Origin of the sequence: Pseudoalteromonas sp. SR44-5, from assembly GCF_014163675.1 — a bacterium.
In the GTDB taxonomy this organism is placed as follows: Bacteria; Pseudomonadota; Gammaproteobacteria; order Enterobacterales; family Alteromonadaceae; genus Pseudoalteromonas; species Pseudoalteromonas rhizosphaerae.
This window is the reverse complement of sequence record NZ_JACJDT010000001.1, coordinates 231,005-249,362: the sequence shown is the minus strand read 5'-3', so window position 1 is coordinate 249,362 and position 18,358 is coordinate 231,005. Positions and strand designations below refer to the sequence as shown.

Sequence of the window (18,358 nt, the reverse complement as noted above, 5' to 3'; positions counted from 1 at the left end):
CTCTATCTATAAGATTGTCATAAATCACCTCTGAGCCCTTTATACACAAGGGCTCTAACAGGCATGAACAAAACGCCAATCTAACGAGGATCTAACATTTATCAGCAAAAAAACGGCTAAAAAACAGTCTTTGATTCTTGAAGTAGTGCAATTGGTAACGATGGTTGATTACTTTTACTACATCGAGCAACGGAGCTTATAATTTCCGTCTCTGTCATTGTTTGCTTTGCAAACATAACTGTCGGCCCATACTGGTTACGTAAGTGTAAAAGCCGCTTATCAAGCGTAACTTTACAACGTGTTTTGACTTCTCGAACAATCGCTCTTGGCTCAACACTCTTGAGCATACGACTATATGCCTTGGGGTATGCTGCAACAAAATAGCTGTCTGGTGCTGTAAATATATCAAGCGGTATCGGTTGAGCCCGCTTACCTTGTAAACGTAATTCGTGACGCGTCCAATTTTTATAAAAAGGTTCATCTGCAGGTAGCTTGAGTTGCTTACCCTTTTCATAAATTACCATCTTTTTATGAGAGCTATTGGCACCTATGTAAATTGTTCTTCCTTCGTTTGATTTAAGATCCCTTCGAGTCGGCACAGTACCGGACTTAGGCGAGTAGTCACCTTTACTAAACGACTTTTGAACATGACGTATGTTGTATTTACCGCTTAAATCATCGAGCGCTAAATCAATTCGCCTAATATCCAACTTAGCAAACTTATCGAGTTGTAATAGCGGGAAAAAATAGCGGTCGTCTAAATTGATTAACTCACATGCAAAACCTGTTAGCTCCAATCGAATACTTGTTTTATTGTTAGACCATTTAATTGCACCGCAATTTTGTTTAACCACATCATAACTGTTGAGTAATTGTCCATCATCAAAGTGTTTTAGCTTAGGCTTAAACTGACTGACTTTAATCAATAATGACTTTAGCCAGTCTTTGAGCTTTTGCATAACCTCATCAAATTGGTCCTTACAAACAAGTACTAAATTAATAGTTACATAATCAATTCGTGTTTTAATATTATTGTTTACTAAAAAAAGACAATCTGTCTTTATTAATGACTCTTTATGAGACCCTGTAAGTGTATTGTTTTTACTTACTTTATTAGTATTATCTGTCGGTGTTAATGCCCCTTTTATGATCTTATTATCCATTAATGCATGCCTCCATCCAGTTTAAGAGGTCGGATAATCGCCATGCTGTCGTTCTTTTATTTAATTGAATTCGCTTTGGAAACGTACCCGCCTGCTCCATCTCATAACGTGATGTACGTGATAGCCCTGTAATATGCTGGCATTCTTTTTCTCTAACAAAACGGTCAATACTTGGTGTTTGCTGTTCGATATGATTTTTATTCATTTCAATTTCTCTATTTTTTATTTCGATTCGATCGAGTGTGATCGCATCAGTTCGAGAGCCATTAAATAGAAAAATTAAAAGTCTGAGAATCGAGCCTAGCTGCTAGGCTCAGACTTTTTTAAAATTGAACAAATCGAAAAGCCACTTCTACGACATAAAAATAAAAATGCAAGCAATTGATTTTAAAAAACTAATAACAAAAGGTGGAATGCTTCATACAAACCGTGGATTTACATGGAGATTTATTTAAACGTAGGCTAAACAATTACTATTGATAATAATGAGGTATAAGTAGGATGTTCAAGGCCTCTTTTTTGTCAAAAGATAGCCTTGATTATATGGCATGATTTAAGGGGTTTTACTCGCTCAGATTTGTTCCATCTGAGCTAACTATTAACTCGCTTTTGCTATGTGTTCGCTCCACCAGTCCATCATTTCTCGTCTGCGGTCGATATACTGTGCACGGTTATAAGCGCGTCTGACTTCGTTTTTTTCTATGTGTGCTAAAGCAGTTTCTATTAAGTCTGGATCAAACCCTTGCTCATTTAAAATGGTGCTAGCAAGCGCACGCATACCATGGGCCACCAGCGCACCTTCAAGCCCCATCCTTTTTATTGCCGCATTAGCTGTTTGCGAATTTGTATGACTTCGAGGATTTCTATCAGCAGGAAAAATATACTCTCTGTGGCCACTAACTGGTTTCATTAATTCCAGTAAATGAAGCGTTTGTTTAGTCAAAGGTACTTTGTGCTCTTTTCGCATTTTCATCCGCTCGGCAGGGATTATCCATAACCCGTCATCAAAATTGATTTCAGACCATTTAGCAGCTGCTGCTTCCATGGGTCGGCACATAGTGTGTAACTGCCATTCAATCAAACAGCGTGTTGTATATTTTATACTTGCACGATTTAGCATTGTCATTAATTCAGGCAATCTTTCTGGCTCAATCGTACTCATGTGAGTTCGTTTTGGTGATTGAAATGCACTGCGAATACCTGCCAACGGGTTTGATTGGATCAAGCCCACGTTAACAGCATAGGTCATGACTTCATTCACTCGTTGACTTAATCGTCTAATTTGTTCAAGCACACCTTTCGATGCAAGTGGTTTCATTACAGCGATGACCATGGGCGCTGTTAATGTATTAATCGGTCTGTTTGCTAATTGCGGAAATAAGTGATTTTCAAACGAACGCCAAATATCTTCAGCATATCCTTCACTGACTGATGCACGCTTTACATCAAACCATTGCTCAGAAACATATTTAAATGTATTTTGAGTTTCGTTAAGTACATCAGTTTTTTCTTGCTCGGCTTGTTCTTTCGGATCAATGCTTTTTGCAAGGAGCGCACGCGCTTGCTCCCTTAATACTCTGGCTTCTTGAAGTGTGGTTGTAGGATATGCACCCAAAACCATATTGTTACGCTTTTTAGTGTAGGGGCGATAGTAACGGAATATCCAAGATTTATTACCTGAGACGCGTATTCTTAAATAAAGACCGTTGCCATCTGCAAGTTCATAATCCTTATCTTTTGCCTTTGCGCGCTTTAATTGGGTGTCGCTGAGAGGTTTGATCAATTTTGCCATTAGTTACCTTCTTAAACTTAGCTACAATCAACTGAAATTTATAGTAAAAATGCTTTTTGGTACCACAAGTTTATTCTCAGCGGTTTATGGTACTTGCAATGGTACTTAGTGTTCCGAATAGTACCATACATCTTCGAACCATTTAGAAACAAAAAAGCCCTTAACTCATTAAAAGTTAAGGGCTTTTTGAACGTATTCGGCACTTGCCGAACACTATATTGGTGGAGCTGGGGGGATTTGAACCCCCGTCCGAAAAGCCTCGATTGTTATAGGCTACCTATAAAAACAACAAGTTACATTAAAATCAAAAAGTTAGCATTTCGTGTTATTTCACTGACTGCTGTGTTATTTCATGAGTTTGGACATTATATGGACCATTTCAAATTTTCTAGTTATTTGTAAAAATTACCGAACATTTTTCACTATTGGTTGAAACTTGAACAGTAAGCTGCATCCTGCTATAGTTAAACTAAAGCATAAAGACTTGATATAGCTACTTAATACAGGCCATGGTGTAAACCCACTCAGCCTGTAAGATATATCTCACGCAACTTTCAGAGATATCCTACATACATTCTACCGTTTAATAAGTACTTTTAACGTAAACTTTATGCATAAAAAAATGTATAACCAAACAATAACAAGCAGTTACATAAAAATAAAAATCAATAATATATTATTTTTTGAACGCTATACATACAGATTGATAAAGCGTATAATTCGCGCAATCTGAAAGGAAAGAAATGACTAAAAAAGGAAATAACGTCTTAAAATTAGAAGATGTTAATGCTGAATCGGTATATATCAAGATATTAGGTCTTGCTACATTTGCAAAAAGTGTATTGCACTTACCTTTTCCTAAATTAGATGATATTAATCCGTCATTCGAAATTTTACATAAATACTGTGACCTAGCAGCCACTATTCTAGAGAATGAAGCTCACGATGGTATGGTAGTTGCACAGGAAATTATGAGAGTCATGGGTGAAATAGCTAAAGCAATTATCGAGAGAGACGATCAAATCCTTGTTGATTGCATGGCTCATTTAGATGAAATAATTTGTAACAACAAGCCTTAACGGCTTAATTAAAGGTGATATTATGAGTAACAAAACATTTGCAGAAGTAATGGAAATACTAGATGTTATCGAAGGTGCTCTAAATGAAATCGCGAGCAGCGTGGGGCACACTGATTTTGAGACGTTTTCTCAAAAAGAAGCTCTGCTAGAAGCAGCATAATGAAGAGGCGCATTGAGCGCCTTTTTTTATACCTAAATTAAACTCACCTTTGGCCCAAATTTAATAGCATCTTCTAAATGACTTGGTGCAAAGTGCGCGTAAACCATTGTTTGCTCAATCTTTGCATGACCAAGTATCTGCTGTAACACTAAAATATTACCTCCGTTCATCATAAAATGACTCGCAAAAGTATGCCGTAGAACATGGCTGCACTGCCCCTTTGGTAAGTTAATGTCAGTTTTATTTACCGCCCTTTCGAAGGCTTTTCTACAATCTGCGAATAGTGGCCCTGACTTTTTAGGGATCTCATTAAACAGCTTTTCACTAATTGGTACAGTTCGGTTCTTTTTGCCCTTGGTATTAATGAAGGTGATGCGATAACTGTCGCCTGATTTGATAACTTGAGAACCTTTTAAATTACACGCTTCACTTATCCTGCAACCTGTTGCCAAACAGATTTTAGAAACGATTAAGATATGCGGGTTAGTTGATCGCTTTAATTCATTAAGCAAAGTAATTATTTCGTCTTCCATCAAAAATGAAAGCTCAGTTTGTTGTAGTTTGAAAGGCTTAATTTCAGCAAGAGGATTCGGATATTTTAACTCCCCTACTTCAATTAACTTATTGAACATACTCTTAATTAATACAAGGTCATTATTAGCTGTTTTCGGGCTTATTGGTGTTTCACCCGACATACGTACACCACGCCATTTAACAAAATCTTTAGCCTGTAAATTCATAGCAATTGGGTTGTTCAACGCTTCACAAATCATTTCTAATTTAGCTAAAGCCCGCTGCGGTGAAGCATAAGTTTGACCATGAACTTTGTACCAAAGCTGGACTAAATCAGATAAGTAACGACTATCAATTTTCTCTTGCTTCCAAGGCTTATCCTCCGCCTCAGCAATAGTATGATTTACAAATCGTTGCGCCTCGCCACGTGTAGGAAAAACCTTTCTAATCCTACGGCCATCAGCACCCCAAGGACGAATATCAACTTTGTAACCACCATCAACTTTTTTGATTGTCATAACTTTTCTCAAGGCATAAAAAAACCGCTAAAAAGCGGCTTTCATTCGTTTTGTGTTGGAAGCACAAAGCGAAAATCGTTTGTTGTTTGCCCATTAAAAATATATCCGTATACCTAAAAAGTCAACAACAAATATTTACTTTAAACTCTAGGTAAGTTTAAAAGCGTTGTCTGTATTTCTAACAAAGCTAATTTAACAACATAATTACCACGGGTCAAAAAACTTTGCTTTAGAATGATATTTATACTATTTTAATGTTGTCGGCTTATCTGCCCATAGCTCCATGCTCCCGACTTCTATTGGGCATTACTTATTTTTCAAGTTGCTGAACTTAGTTTCTGTTGCTTTTGCTTCAAGTAAATTTAATTTTGATAAAAACTAAACTCTAACTCTGATAAATAAAGGAAATATTATGCCTCCTGAATATTGGGTATATGCAATGTATGGTTCACTTTTGCTACCATTCATTTTCGCCCCTATAGACTCTGATAGTAATAAACCATTAGAAGAGCTTGCTAACGAACTGCTAGTGCAGTACAAAAATATAAAGCAACTGCCATTAAATGAACGCTTTGATGAAAAGCAAAAGTGGGACTCGCGATTATCTTTATATCTAGAAAGATGTGAAACTGAAAATCATATCCCTGAGTTAAAATTATCGTGAGTACAAACACATTTATTTGTCCTGCTTGCAACCTTTTAAATTTCAGGACTAAGGAAAACTCTTACAGGAAATCACTCCGATTAAAGCCTCCAAATATTGATGACTTAATCACTTATATTTCAGAAGTTACTATTTGTTCAGGTGTTGATTGCAATCAGGTGACAATAGTTGCGTACATTAAAACAGGCGGATTAAAACAGACAAAAGATGACAAGGTTTTATTTCAAACTGTTGTTAGACAATGACTAAAATGCAGCTTTAATGCTGCATTTTTTCTATTCTTTTGACAATTATCGCTGATGTAGTAACTAGCCGATCTTCATTTAGTTCAGGCAGTATTCCAAGTTCATGACTTTCATACAATCCCTCTTTAACCTCGTTAATCAACGCCTTTCTATCAAATACAGGTTTACTTTCACTAAACAATAGCCAATCCATTGAAATTTGTTTTTCTATCGAGGCCTGAACACACTGAGGAAATGGAATTGATCCCTTTTTTGCCATTTGCGCGGCCCAGTTACCATTTTTTTCAAAATAAATTGATAACTCAGTTAAGTTTTTAAAACCATATAGAACCCTAATAGTTTCAAACACTTCTTTAGAATCTTTTTGCATTTTGGATACCTACAAACCAAAACCCATACAAAAAACCGTTTGACCGATATATAAAATGGGTTTACGCTATTTTTCATTGAATTAACTCTCTTAAAGATAATATAGCATGAGCAACCAATTAATTTTATCTATTCCAGCCCCTATTTTGACATATCAAGAATATGCACGCTTACAGGGCTTAACGGTTCAATGTGTTGCTAGTGCGGTCTTTGCTGGGAAATTACCCGTCTATACCCCTCCTTGCTCACCAAATGAAAACCCTGCAAGAGTAAAAAAATATATCAACATGATTGCGCTTTATGCCGAAGCAGCCAAAGCCGCAAATATTGATATGGCTTTAACTTCTGATAAGCAGGTTTAAAAATGGCTACCCTATCAACTGAACAATACTCTGAAATATTTCCGTTAAATACAGCTATTAATCTAACTGCTGGGTTGCGCCCTTCATGTGCTGCCAAAGATATATTTGAAAATGTTTCAAAGCCAATGAAAGAACGTTTTTTTAATTTTGAAGCTTGGCGCAATCGCATTTTTGAACGTCATTCAAACCTTGCACACATGCTGAGTACTGGGTATTTCCTTGCTGAAAAATTTAACGATTTAGCAGAGGCAAATAAACGTTTAAAAGCAGCCGATAAGGTTTTAACCATTGGTAATTTCAAATATGGGCATATAAATTTATCTTGCTCTGATGATGAATTAATAGAAATTTCTGAGCAAAAAGCGCGTTACTGTGAATTAAAAATTAGTAAGCACGGTTATCAATTATCTATTTATAAATTACTTTCTGAATACTTAACCTCTTTTGATATACAACCACCTGAATTAGCCTCCCCTTTTTGTACTTACTTAGCCGCTGACTCACTTAAAGGTGTATTAAACAGATTTGCTGACCCAATTTTTTGGCGCCGTAAATTACGCAAAACCCAAGCATTCACCATAGAGCAATTAGCTCGTGATTTTCGACTTGTCCATAAAAAAGCAAGTGCTTATGTTTCACAACCTACTATTCAAAGTCGTAGAGACAGAAAGCGTAAATCAGCTGAATTAATGTCTAACTTATTTGTTGTTCCAAATGATGCAAACCCATTTGATGAATTTGAAACACTGCAATCAATTATTGAGCGTTCTCATACAGCTGGAAAACAGCAAGCAGCCGAATTAATGGTGCGAATTCGTGGTTTTGAAGAACTAGCAGACATGCATGGTCATCGCGGTGAGTTTTATACATTGTCTGCACCTAGCCGTTATCACTCAGTACATCACACTGGTATACCCAACAATAAATATGACGGCTCAACACCACAACAAGCTCAAGACTATTTTAATGGTATTTGGAAACGTGCCCGCGCTTTATTCTCAAAACAAAATTTACGCCCTTATGGATTCCGTGTTGTTGAACCACATCATGACGGTTGCCCACACTGGCACATGCTTTTATTCATGGAAAAAGGCGATGCAATACAAGTTCGCGCAATTTTGAGAAAACTATGCACGGAAGATACTCCGACAGAATTTAGAACCAGTAGAACTCGCTTTAAACCTATTAGAATTATCAAAAGTAAAGGCTCTGCTGCTGGTTACATAGCTAAATACATTACTAAAGCTGTGACTGGTGACAGCATAGACAAAGTGATTTGCTCGCAAGCGGGTGAAATGAAAATACTTCCAGCGGATGCCGCAGAACGCGCATCTACTTGGGCGAGCACGTTTGATATTAGGCGTTTTCAGCAAATTGGCGGCCCTTCGGTCACTCTTTGGCGTGAACTTAGACGATTAGGCCAAGGTGATACTGGCAAATGTGAGGTTGCAAACGCAATGAATACAACACTAGATACTGTTTCGAAATACGCATTAGAAAAAGTGCGTCATGCAGCTGACTCATCTGATTGGAAGGCCTTTTGTTTAGCGATGGGCGGAGTACAGGTTAAGCGTAAAGAACAAACCCTACGCATTCATTACCAAATTCCCGACATTGTAGACCGTATTACAGGTGAAATTAGTCGCTCAGAATCGAAGTCACCTTACTTCACTACAAAATATGGAGACCAGCCAGCTAACCGGATTTTAGGCGTTGCGTGGGATGCTGTTGTAGTAATCACTCGCCGTGGAACTACTCAAATACTCACTGAAACTGACCTTAAAGCACAGCGAAAAATCATGTGCGGTGTATCAGAACAAATACAAGGTTGGCACGATGACGGGCGTTTATTTGCACCTAGTGAAGAAGATATGCAGTTCCTAGAATCTTGTGCAATCGAAGACTACCAAAACATGTGCTTGTTCATGGACTACGAAGCTTTGGCTTCTAATGTCTCAAGCGACGAAGTCGCGCCCTTGGACTTGTGTCATTAAGTGTAACCTGAGGCAATTTATGGATCATCAGCAGCGAATTATAGATTTAATAACTTCACAGAAACAATTAATAGAAGACTACTCAAAGGAGCAATAACTATGGCTAGCATCGAAGGTGCAATTACAGATTTAAAAATCGTAAACAAAACGGATGACAAAGGTGTTCCCTTGCCTGTGGCTGGTGAATTTAAATTTCATACAAAAAGCCCTGCAAGCATTTGGAGTGTAAAGGTAACGCCTGACCAAGTTGAAAGTGGTGTTTATAAGCAACTAGAAAAGCTGCAATCAGACCCTAGTGGCTGGGGCTTAAAACCAGTCTTATTAAACCTTGAATACTACGAAGGCGCTAACGTAGCCCGCCAGATGGAATGGAAAGGCTTCCGACTTAATTCGATTGCTGATACAGAGCAACCAAAAGGCTGATTGTCATGGAAATTAGCCCTGAGCAATTTAACGAGTTAATACTGAATATGCGTCTTATCTATGACGCGATCTTTTGCGCAACCTTGGCTATTTGTTTTGGCCTAGGCGCAATTAAAGGGGGTCAAAGGTGATTACTTTGTCTTCTTATTTTATCGGTGCTTTTGCCCTAGGTTGGGTATTTGGCGCTTTACCTAAGTACTTTGAAAGGATGATTGAGGTTTCTACATCATGAAAAAACATATTTTAAAAAACAAGCTTGTCAAAGCTGGGATTGTAAGTTCATTACTGGTATCAAGTTCAGCTTTTGCTGAATCAGCGTTACCACCCGGTATTACTACAGCATTCACTAATTTTTTAACTCAAATCAATGAGCTTGAAACATTAGCATGGACTGTAGTTCCAGTGATTGTTGGTGGTTTCATTTTAATTAAATTATTTAAACGCTTTTCTAATCACGCTACTTAATTCTAATTATTACATCAACTATAAGACCAGCAAACTGTTGGTCTTATTTTTTCTAAAAAGGAATTATCATGGATCCTATCGAATCATTTTTTATATTCATCTTATATGCGATTTACTTCTGTCTTGCAATTTCCTGCAGTGCCTATCTCTTTTTAATTCAACAGTTAACTTACCCAAATATCCACTTGGACCTTTCATTGTTCATTTTATCACATTTTGTCCCCATGCTTTTTGTTTCTCTGTTTTTGAAAATGCACAAAATTACACTTGGTTATTAAATTGAAAAAAATAGTAATTAAAATAACTTTGTTTATCAGCCTAACATTAACTTTATTCGCTTCTTCAAATGAACAATGCCCTGCAACTGCCGAGCCTGTAGATAACCCACAAATAACACTTCCCGATTTTGATTTTTTTTATCAAGCATATTCAGCTGATAGTATTGTTATCTTTAAGCCTACAAACGACTATTCTGCTCGCTTTCAAGTGGTAGAAGCCTATTGGAGCCTTTTAGAGTCTTGTCCTAGCAGTTTTGGGGATTTTAGAATATGGACATATGAGCGTTTACCTGCAAATGGTGATACACAACAACGAGCTTGTGGTTATAAATATAGTAGAAACAAAAACTGCCCCACTAATTACTCGTTTAACCTATCAACTGAGTTATGCGAGGTTATAGACCCAACACTTTGCGGGACTGCTCCCGTTGAAAACTGCCCTGATGGATTCCCACCTGATTTATTGGGCTACCCAAATTGTGATAGACCTGATTTACAACAATGCTCCGATGGCTCCTATAAGCTTGCTACAGAAATTTGTTCAACTGAGCCTGTTGAGCCCGACCCAATAGAACCGGACCCAGTTGACCCCGACCCTGTTACTCCGCCCGATTCTGGTTATGATGATTCGCAATTAATTCAAGTTATAAGGGATTTTAAAGATCAAGAAAAAGCATCTTCTGAACGCTTAAGCGGTGCTATAGGTGATATTAAAACTCAAGTACAAGATTCATCTGAAAGCTTAAAATCAGCAATAATTGATAATATTGAAAATCAAACTTCTAGTATTAACCTTTCAATAGACCAGCTCAAACAAACTAATGACTCAAATGCTGCTTTAAATAGAGATGCTATTTTTACGGTTTCCCGAGATATACAAAACTTACAGGCAAGTACACAAAGCCAATCTGACAACATAGTTAATGCCATTGCAAATCAGACCACAGCCCTCAATTTCAACGTGGATGATACTAACTCTAAGCTTGACCAAACTAATGCGATACTTGCAAGAATAGAAGAAAATACCCAAAAGTGTATCCCCTCTGAAACCAACTCATGCCCTGCTGAGTGTGAACCTACACCTGAAAATAACCATTGTGAGACACCGCACGGTTTAACGTCCGAGCAAATAGAGAATACATTAAATGAAGTGGATGGATTCTTCGATGGTTTAATGTCTGAGTACACTAATTATTTTGAAACTCAAATTAACGAAATTAAAGATGGTTCACCTTTAGGCGCTGAAATGAATGAGTCTGCATTATCTGAATTTATGAACTATTTCACTTCATTCTTACCCTCTGCAAGTACCTGCATACCTTTACTTTTATATGAACGTGATGGCAAACAATACTTTATTACGTGTGAGTTCTCAGACAAATTCAAATCACTTTTTGGATGGCTGCTTGGTCTATATACGATTTTAAAATTAGTAACTATTTTGATGTCGGGTATCACTCCTCGTAGTGTACAAACACAAACAAGTTTCTTTTAATTAGGAGATAAAATGCCAGTATTTTTACTACCAATAATCGCGGGTGCAGCAAACCTTATGCGCCTTCCTGCACTAGTCGCATTTCTGGCTGGTATATTTGGTCAATTAGTTGCATTTTTCGCAAAGTGGATGACAACCAAATTAGCAATGCAGTTGACTATCATTACCGCTCTTGTCGCATTAACAGTAGCAGCTTTTGCAGCCATAAAATCATTAATGCTCGGTATCTCATTAGTAGCCCCTGATTACCTTGTACATGCTGCATCTTTAGTAATACCTGATAATGCAGCCTTATGTGTTGCAGCTTTAATCAGCGCACATGCAATTCGCTATGTTTGGGTTTGGAAAGTGTACTTCATCGAATCATTTGGAAGAGGTAAATAATTATGCCCGTACACTTTATTACAGGTAAGTTAGGCGCTGGAAAATCACTAAACTCAGTAAATAGAATCAAAGAAAGACTTGAAAAAGGTCTTCCAGTTGCTACGAATCTAAATATAAACCTTGTGAACATGATAGGTCGCGATAAAAAAAACACGCGTCTTTATAGGCTACCAGATAAGCCTGAATTATTTGATTTTGAAACGATCGGAATTGGCAACCGCTCATACGATGAATCAAAAAATGGCCTTATCGTTCTTGATGAATGCGGTACTTGGTTTAACTCTCGCACATGGAACGATAAATCACGACAGGATATTATTAACTGGTTTTTACATGCTCGTAAAAAAGGTTGGGATATTGATTTTCTAATACAAAATATAAGCCTTGTAGATAAGCAAGCAAGAGAAGCGCTAGGTGAGTTGGTTGTTCATTGCAGGCGGACAGACAAGCTAAATATTCCCTTTATAGGCGGCTTATTTAAAGTTTTGACAGGCTCAAAGTTACCCCTACCAAAAATCCATTTCGGAATAGTTAAATACGGTACTTTGCCAACTTCTTTAACTGTTGATAAGTGGGTTACAGTCGGTATAAGGCTTTATAGTTGCTATGACACTAAGCAAATTTTTACACCTGACTACGAACATGGAACATATTCAGTTTTACCAAGCTATTACACACATGGACGCTATCAACTACCTATGACAGCAAGGAATATTATGCGCCTTACAAAAGTTTATTTAAAAAAGCACTCTAAAACCAAATTATTATTCTTAGGCGCACTTTTACCGATGCTCTACATTTATTTTTCACAACCTGAAACAGTAATGCCAGATATCTCCAAACCATCAATTATTGATACAAAAATTAATTTTAAAGATTATAAAATCACATCTTTTAGTGAATTACCTAATGCTACTAATTTTATAATTCAAACTTCCAGTGGCAATGCCATAACCTCAGAGTTTTTAGTCGCTAAAGGTTATAAAATCAATGTAGTTACTCCTTGTAATATTCAATTAAACAAAGGAGATTCTAATGAAAATATTTTTTGTTAGCCTACTATTTATATCCTTTTCAAGCTTCTCTGAAACTGCTTTTCAATTAAAGAATGCACCGATAACAGATCTAACATCTTGGGTATCAGATGCTACTGGAAAGTCTATTATTGTTTCTCAATCAGCAAGTCAAACATTGGTAACTGCACATATACCTAAATTAAGTAATATGGACGTTATTTTATTACTAGAGCAAATTTGTAAATCGAATAACTTAATCGTTTTAAATTACGGCGATTATATCCGTGTTGAAAGCGATGAAAGTCAAATCATAACTGTTGGCGCTCTTCAGTCTAGAGTGTATAGCTTTACTCATATACAAAACGACAAGCTGCTTCCTTTATTTAAACAAGCAATTGAAACACCTGAATCAGACAAGAAGTTTATGGAAAAAGTTGATGATGTAAAATTTCAAATACCAAGCGTAACCCCTCTTCCAAATTCAAATTCATTACTTGTAATTACGACTCCTGAGGCTCATGAAAATCTAGCAAACCTAAGAAGCGCCCTAGACAAAAATATCAGACAGGTTTTAATAGAAGCCGTTATTATGGAAACTGATGCAGGGGATGGTTCATCTATTGGTATAGACTTATCAACAGCACTAAAAAATACAGGCTTCACCTTAACATCAAACCTTCTAGGCGCTTTAACGTCCACCCAACCTTTAACTGGAGGCTCTGCGGTCTATTCATCAGGTGGTGATTTACGCGCTGTAATTAGTGCTATATCAACCGAAAAACACACTAAAATTTTATCTACACCTACACTCCTTGTTATGGATAGAGAGCGTGGTGCTATATCTGTTGGACAAAACGTACCTTTTTTAATTGCTCAAGACACGACCGATGGCGGTAGAGTTTCAACAAGAATTGAACGTCAAAACGTAGGTGTCTCACTGAGCGTTATCCCTCATGTACTCGAAAATGGCAGCGTAATATTAAAAATCAACCAAGAGTCATCAAGCGTTACAGACTCAACTTTTGCAAGTGATATAATTACAAACCAACGTTCAATACAAACAACTGTTTCTGTATTTAATGGCCAAACTATCGTTTTAGGTGGGCTAGTAAGCGAAGAAAGTAGAAAAAGCCAAAAAGGAGTACCAGTTTTAAAAGATGTGCCATTTATAGGTAGCCTTTTTAAAACTGAAACCATTAATAAAGTTCAAAGAGAGCTAACTGTTATGATTAAAGTGCAACTTTTTTGATTGCAAAAACACAGCCAGGATTGCAACCGGCAAAGCAAAAATGATTGCAAAACCTACTTATTATCCTGGCCTAAAACCATAGTTTAGATTGCACCTTATGCGTTTACGCATGTAGGCCACACATAAATATTAAATTTATATTCAATCTAAAATGGCCGCAGCCGCGAAGCGCCCAATACTTTACCTAGGCACATACGCCGAGCGCAGCGCGCTCCCCTTTGATAAACCGTTCTCTTATATACCTTTTTTATGCTCTAGCGCCGCTTGCGGTGCTGGGGCATAAAAGAGGTATATAATTTGGTTTAGAAATTTAATCGACGCTAAACTCAAAACTAGAGATATTTTCTAATTTCATGACTTTAACTGAGTTAGTTTCTTTGTTCCAAAGAAATAAATACTTATCCGTGACATCAATGTAGGTGTATTTTGATATTTCACCATCTATTTTAAGCTGCTGGTTTTTATTTTTCCTTATCTCCGCAACATTATTTCCCATCGGAAAGGAATTAAAAACTAGAACTAAGCTTATAGAAATTATACAAAATCGATAAAGTGCATATGGGAAGTTTTTCTTGAACAAAGGTAAATTCATGAGAATCAGAGTTACCCCAAACGGTAACAACATAGTTATTGTCATAAATTTTATGCAGCCATTAATAAATAAAGCAACAAGTATAACGAAGAACACCAAAAGCAACCCTGACCAAACTCTAATTTTTCTGTAGTCAATCTCAGGAGAATTTTCATCCTCTTTATGAGGAAATGCTCCCTCAATAATAACTAATGGTACATAAATTAAGAGAACAAGCACAACAAACGTAGAAATTGGGTAAAGTCCATACTTCAATACATCAGCTAAGGTAATATAATTCAGTATATTTATATTAAATGCCTGCCAGAAACCAAATAAGTATAGAAGTGACAATACCATCCCAATTACTGTGGAAATTAATATGAATTTTTGGATCTTTTCCATAAGTTCCTTCCTTAAGCAAAGTCGATGTGGGCACTAAGTGGACAAGTTCAATAGAAATAAAAAAGCCAGTTAAAGCATAATGCTCTAACTGGCTGTTTTGTATCACTTTAAAGTGGTGGAGCTGGGGGGATTTGAACCCCCGTCCGAAAAGCCTCGACCGTCGGTACTACATGTTTAGTATTGTCATTTAATTAACCTTTAAGTCCCGGACAAACACGGTAAGTAAAGGCGAGGCCGCTTAGTTTTAGCGCTTCAACCCCGGCCAGGGTTTCCGTCGCGATCAGGTGTTAGGGTGACACTCCAAAATCCAGTCCACAAGAATACATGGAAGGAGCGCTAGCTAGCCTAAGCTGCTAGAGAGTAGTTATCGTCGTTTGCGATTACTTTAAGTTGCGGCTTTTTAACGAGGCAAACCGCACCTCGACATGCACCTTGGGCTTCTTGAATTCCGTCGAATCCTAATCAGCCCCTGAATTAGTAAACTCATTCAGAGCGTGCAGCCAGTATAACCGAGTAACGCGCTGATACTCAAGGCCCTTTTATGCTTTATTTTATATTGCTATGTAGTTGCGGATTAAACACGCAACAAAATGTTACTATTCTCTCCTAGAACAAGCAAAGCAGTAACATTTACTTAACAATATTTGAAAGTTATGTTCAAATGGTCTGCTACTTTGAAAATGCCTGACTATGGGTTTTAGCCGAGCGGCATATAAATAAAAAACATCTACATCCAAAATAATAAAAACAGGCATATTACATAGGAAATTAATAAATGTCGTTGTTTATACATAACCCTGTAACGGGTTTTGTGTCACTGCTTGAGCACCCTAAAAATAGCGGTTTCCCAGTGACAAGTTCGCAACTTATTGAGTTAATCGAACAGTCTCCGTTTGCTGATTTTGCTATAGTCAGTGCAAATATTGGTAAGTTATTCTCACCGAGCAAAAACTATCAGGATGATTCTTTAATTGTTGCTCGTGCACTCGATGCGTCGATATTCATTCAAGTTGATGAAAAAAATATGGTCGCTGAAGCCACATTAACCACGGCTAAAGGTGGGGCCTTAATGTCGATTGACAAGGCTCGCGAAGCACTCGTTAATGCTGGCGTATTACATGGCATTAGCACTCGTGCACTGGACAATTTTTTAGGTCAGCAATTTGACAAGCCTGCGGGTGTTTCCTATAGAGCGATTGTTGCTCATGGTCGTAGACCAAAAGAAGGCAGCGACGCTAAATTTGTACGTTTGTACGTTTGTGCGCTACAGCACAAGATCGTGTATTGAGTCCACAAGCAAAAGAAGGTGGTAAGGTCGATATGCGCAATTTAGGCGCGATCATCACTGTAAAACCGGGCACTCCTCTAATGCAGCGTGTTGCTGCAACTCCTGGGGAAGATGGTTATACGGTATTTGGTGATGTGCTGCCCGCCATACCAGGTAAAGATCTACCATTGCAACCATTTGAAGGCACTAAACTCGATCCAACTAATCCCAATGTACTGATTGCAGATTGTAAAGGTGTGCCTGTCGCCCTCCCTCGTGGTATGCGCGTTGATGACGTGTTGTGTTTTGATAATGTTGATATTGGCACCGGTCATGTTGATTTTGACGGCAGCGTAATTATCAGTGGCGATATAAAAGATGGTATGCACGTGCGTGCCAGTGGTGATATCACGGTATTGGGATTTGTTGAATCAGGCCAGATCGAAAGTGCCAGTGCGGTCACAATTATGCTTGGTGCAATTGGTCGTAAGCGTGAAAATGACGAAGCGTTTACTTGCAAAATTAAAGCCGCTCGGACTATTTCAATTGGCTATGCCCAGTATTGCCATATTCATAGCGAACACGATCTCTTTATTGAACGACAAGCATTACATTGTGACTTGAGTGCTCGGCGGTTGATCCGCGTTGGTAAAGCAAATAATCCGCGCGGTAAAATTATTGGCGGCAATATTTTAGATGCCATGCGAATTGAAACCGGAGAGCTAGGTGCCCCATCGGGCACAAAAACGCGAGTTTTCATCGCGCAGTATTGGCATGACTTGAGACAAAAACAATTGCAAATTGCCGATTTTGAAAAACTGTTAGCCACTAAATCCGCAGCATTAAAGCAAGCACGTAAAAAAGCAGTTAAAATTCCAGCACCAGCAAAACGACAATTATTTTTAGAAAAAATTAGTGCCAGCGAGCAACAAATTAATATTCGTATTGCCAACACCAAACGTAAAAAACATTTAGTAAAACAAAAAATAGCTCAGCTTTTAGCTACTAGCCGTTTAAAAATTAATGAGTTAATGCATCCCGGTGTGGAGCTAAAAATCGCAAAAGATTCAAAACAATTTTCGCGTATTTATCCGCCCCACTTAGTTAAAATGAGCGAAGGTAAAATTACTCAGTCGTTTTAACGGCTGAGTCTTCGTTATGACCAGCTTGCTCTGCATCTTCTGGCACTTCTTCAGCTAAAGGCCAGCCACCCAGCTGTTGCCAACGATTAACTATCAAACAATATAGCTCTGCCGTACGTTCGGTGTCATATAATGCTGAATGAGCCTGTTTGTTGTCAAATTCAATGCCAGCTGCACGACATGCTTTAGCAAGTACCGTTTGACCAAGTGCCAAACCCGCTAATGAGGTTGTGTCAAAACTAACAAACGGATGAAATGGCGTACGCTTAATATTATTACGTTCTATTGCTGCATTTAAAAAACCATGGTCGAACGCCGCATTATGAGCAACAACCACAGAACGCTGACACCCCGCTGCTTTTTGAGCTTTACGTACCACTTTACAAATTTCTTTGATCGCTTCCTCTTCAGATACTGCGCCACGTAATGGCGAGAAAGGATCAATACCATTAAAATCAATAGCGGCTTGTTCAATGTTTGCGCCTTCAAATGGCTCAACATGAAAATGCACAGTATGATCAATACTGAGTAGGCCTTCATCATCCATTTTTAATACTGACACCGCAATTTCTAACAGTGCATCGGTTACTTTATTAAAGCCTGCAGTTTCAACATCAATAACCACCGGGAAAAAGCCACGAAAGCGTTTTGCGAAAAGAGTTTGTTCAGTATTTGCCATAGTATTCTTGGTTTGCCAGAGTAAGCTGGCTATTATGTCAAAAATCATAGTGGCTAGGCTAGCGCTTTACAGATTAAATTAACACTTACATTTAGGCATATAACTTGCTTTACTTAACTAGAACT

Annotated in this window: 19 protein-coding genes, 1 other RNA gene and 1 pseudogene; 13 read left to right on the top strand and 8 right to left on the bottom strand. The window is 37.8% G+C overall.

Annotated features, from left to right (window positions below; genetic code table 11):
* Positions 1-116: 116 nt before the first annotated feature.
* The 3 genes from H5154_RS01065 to H5154_RS01055 all read right to left on the bottom strand — a co-directional run bounded on the left by H5154_RS01065 (position 117) and on the right by H5154_RS01055 (position 2,955).
* Positions 117-1,163, bottom strand: a complete 1,047-nt coding sequence (locus H5154_RS01065) for a replication initiation factor domain-containing protein (RefSeq protein WP_182717109.1) — start codon at positions 1,161-1,163, stop codon at positions 117-119.
* Complete coding sequence (locus H5154_RS01060; protein ID WP_182717108.1) at positions 1,156-1,368, bottom strand: AlpA family transcriptional regulator; 213 nt, start codon at positions 1,366-1,368, stop codon at positions 1,156-1,158. Before H5154_RS01060 ends, H5154_RS01065 begins: the two co-directional genes overlap by 8 nt.
* A gap of 393 nt (positions 1,369-1,761) precedes the next feature.
* On the bottom strand, positions 1,762-2,955 hold the full coding sequence (locus H5154_RS01055) for an integrase domain-containing protein (protein WP_182717107.1): 1,194 nt from the start codon (positions 2,953-2,955) through the stop codon (positions 1,762-1,764).
* A 743-nt stretch (positions 2,956-3,698) separates the two neighbouring features.
* Between H5154_RS01055 and H5154_RS01050 the strand changes: the two genes are divergently transcribed.
* Both H5154_RS01050 and H5154_RS01045 read left to right on the top strand, forming a co-directional pair.
* Complete coding sequence (locus tag H5154_RS01050) at positions 3,699-4,034, top strand: hypothetical protein (RefSeq protein WP_182717106.1); 336 nt, start codon at positions 3,699-3,701, stop codon at positions 4,032-4,034.
* A gap of 22 nt (positions 4,035-4,056) precedes the next feature.
* Complete coding sequence (locus H5154_RS01045) at positions 4,057-4,194, top strand: hypothetical protein (protein ID WP_182717105.1); 138 nt, start codon at positions 4,057-4,059, stop codon at positions 4,192-4,194.
* 32 nt (positions 4,195-4,226) lie between these two features.
* Here H5154_RS01045 and H5154_RS01040 read toward each other — a convergent pair whose 3' ends face one another.
* Positions 4,227-5,225 (bottom strand): tyrosine-type recombinase/integrase, encoded by a 999-nt coding sequence (locus H5154_RS01040; protein WP_182717104.1) that lies wholly within the window; start codon positions 5,223-5,225, stop codon positions 4,227-4,229.
* A gap of 412 nt (positions 5,226-5,637) precedes the next feature.
* Between H5154_RS01040 and H5154_RS01035 the strand changes: the two genes are divergently transcribed.
* The gene (locus H5154_RS01035; protein ID WP_138608235.1) at positions 5,638-5,889 is read left to right on the top strand and encodes a hypothetical protein; all 252 of its coding nucleotides are present in this window, start codon (positions 5,638-5,640) and stop codon (positions 5,887-5,889) included.
* A gap of 258 nt (positions 5,890-6,147) precedes the next feature.
* Here H5154_RS01035 and H5154_RS01030 read toward each other — a convergent pair whose 3' ends face one another.
* Positions 6,148-6,504: a hypothetical protein gene (locus H5154_RS01030; protein WP_182717103.1), complete on the bottom strand. Its 357-nt coding sequence runs from the start codon at positions 6,502-6,504 to the stop codon at positions 6,148-6,150.
* 106 nt (positions 6,505-6,610) lie between these two features.
* Between H5154_RS01030 and H5154_RS01025 the strand changes: the two genes are divergently transcribed.
* The 9 genes from H5154_RS01025 (at position 6,611) to H5154_RS00990 (ending at position 14,169) form a co-directional block, all read left to right on the top strand.
* Positions 6,611-6,865 carry a DNA-binding protein gene (locus H5154_RS01025; protein ID WP_182717102.1) on the top strand — a complete coding sequence of 85 codons (255 nt, stop codon included), beginning with the start codon at positions 6,611-6,613 and terminating at the stop codon, positions 6,863-6,865.
* Between the two features lie 2 nt (positions 6,866-6,867).
* The gene (locus tag H5154_RS01020) at positions 6,868-8,859 is read left to right on the top strand and encodes a replication endonuclease (RefSeq protein WP_182717101.1); all 1,992 of its coding nucleotides are present in this window, start codon (positions 6,868-6,870) and stop codon (positions 8,857-8,859) included.
* Positions 8,860-8,958: 99 nt separating this feature from the next.
* Entirely contained in the window at positions 8,959-9,282 is a 324-nt protein-coding gene (locus H5154_RS01015) for a hypothetical protein (protein WP_138608243.1), read from the top strand.
* 5 nt (positions 9,283-9,287) lie between these two features.
* Entirely contained in the window at positions 9,288-9,413 is a 126-nt protein-coding gene (locus tag H5154_RS24150) for a tail virion protein G7P-2 (protein ID WP_220493342.1), read from the top strand.
* 97 nt (positions 9,414-9,510) lie between these two features.
* Positions 9,511-9,747 carry a major coat protein gene (locus H5154_RS01010; RefSeq protein WP_182717100.1) on the top strand — a complete coding sequence of 79 codons (237 nt, stop codon included), beginning with the start codon at positions 9,511-9,513 and terminating at the stop codon, positions 9,745-9,747.
* Between the two features lie 279 nt (positions 9,748-10,026).
* On the top strand, positions 10,027-11,520 hold the full coding sequence (locus tag H5154_RS01005; protein WP_182717099.1) for a hypothetical protein: 1,494 nt from the start codon (positions 10,027-10,029) through the stop codon (positions 11,518-11,520).
* A gap of 12 nt (positions 11,521-11,532) precedes the next feature.
* The gene (locus H5154_RS01000) at positions 11,533-11,904 is read left to right on the top strand and encodes a DUF5455 family protein (protein ID WP_138608247.1); all 372 of its coding nucleotides are present in this window, start codon (positions 11,533-11,535) and stop codon (positions 11,902-11,904) included.
* A 2-nt stretch (positions 11,905-11,906) separates the two neighbouring features.
* Positions 11,907-12,959 carry a zonular occludens toxin domain-containing protein gene (locus H5154_RS00995; RefSeq protein ID WP_182717098.1) on the top strand — a complete coding sequence of 351 codons (1,053 nt, stop codon included), beginning with the start codon at positions 11,907-11,909 and terminating at the stop codon, positions 12,957-12,959.
* Positions 12,940-14,169: a hypothetical protein gene (locus H5154_RS00990; RefSeq protein WP_182717097.1), complete on the top strand. Its 1,230-nt coding sequence runs from the start codon at positions 12,940-12,942 to the stop codon at positions 14,167-14,169. The genes H5154_RS00995 and H5154_RS00990 overlap by 20 nt, the downstream gene beginning before the upstream one ends.
* A 310-nt stretch (positions 14,170-14,479) precedes the next feature.
* On the opposite strand, the gene H5154_RS00985 is transcribed toward H5154_RS00990, so the two are convergent.
* The gene (locus tag H5154_RS00985) at positions 14,480-15,145 is read right to left on the bottom strand and encodes a hypothetical protein (protein ID WP_182717096.1); all 666 of its coding nucleotides are present in this window, start codon (positions 15,143-15,145) and stop codon (positions 14,480-14,482) included.
* A 113-nt stretch (positions 15,146-15,258) separates the two neighbouring features.
* Positions 15,259-15,615: a transfer-messenger RNA gene (gene ssrA / locus H5154_RS00980) on the bottom strand.
* Positions 15,616-15,920: 305 nt separating this feature from the next.
* Here ssrA and H5154_RS00975 point away from each other — a divergent pair.
* Positions 15,921-17,554: pseudogene (locus H5154_RS00975) on the top strand (DUF342 domain-containing protein).
* Here the strand turns inward: H5154_RS00975 and rnt are convergent.
* Positions 17,538-18,233, bottom strand: a complete 696-nt coding sequence (gene rnt / locus H5154_RS00970) for a ribonuclease T (protein WP_182717135.1) — start codon at positions 18,231-18,233, stop codon at positions 17,538-17,540. The pseudogene H5154_RS00975 and the gene rnt sit on opposite strands and share 17 nt — an antisense overlap.
* Positions 18,234-18,358 lie beyond the last annotated feature (125 nt).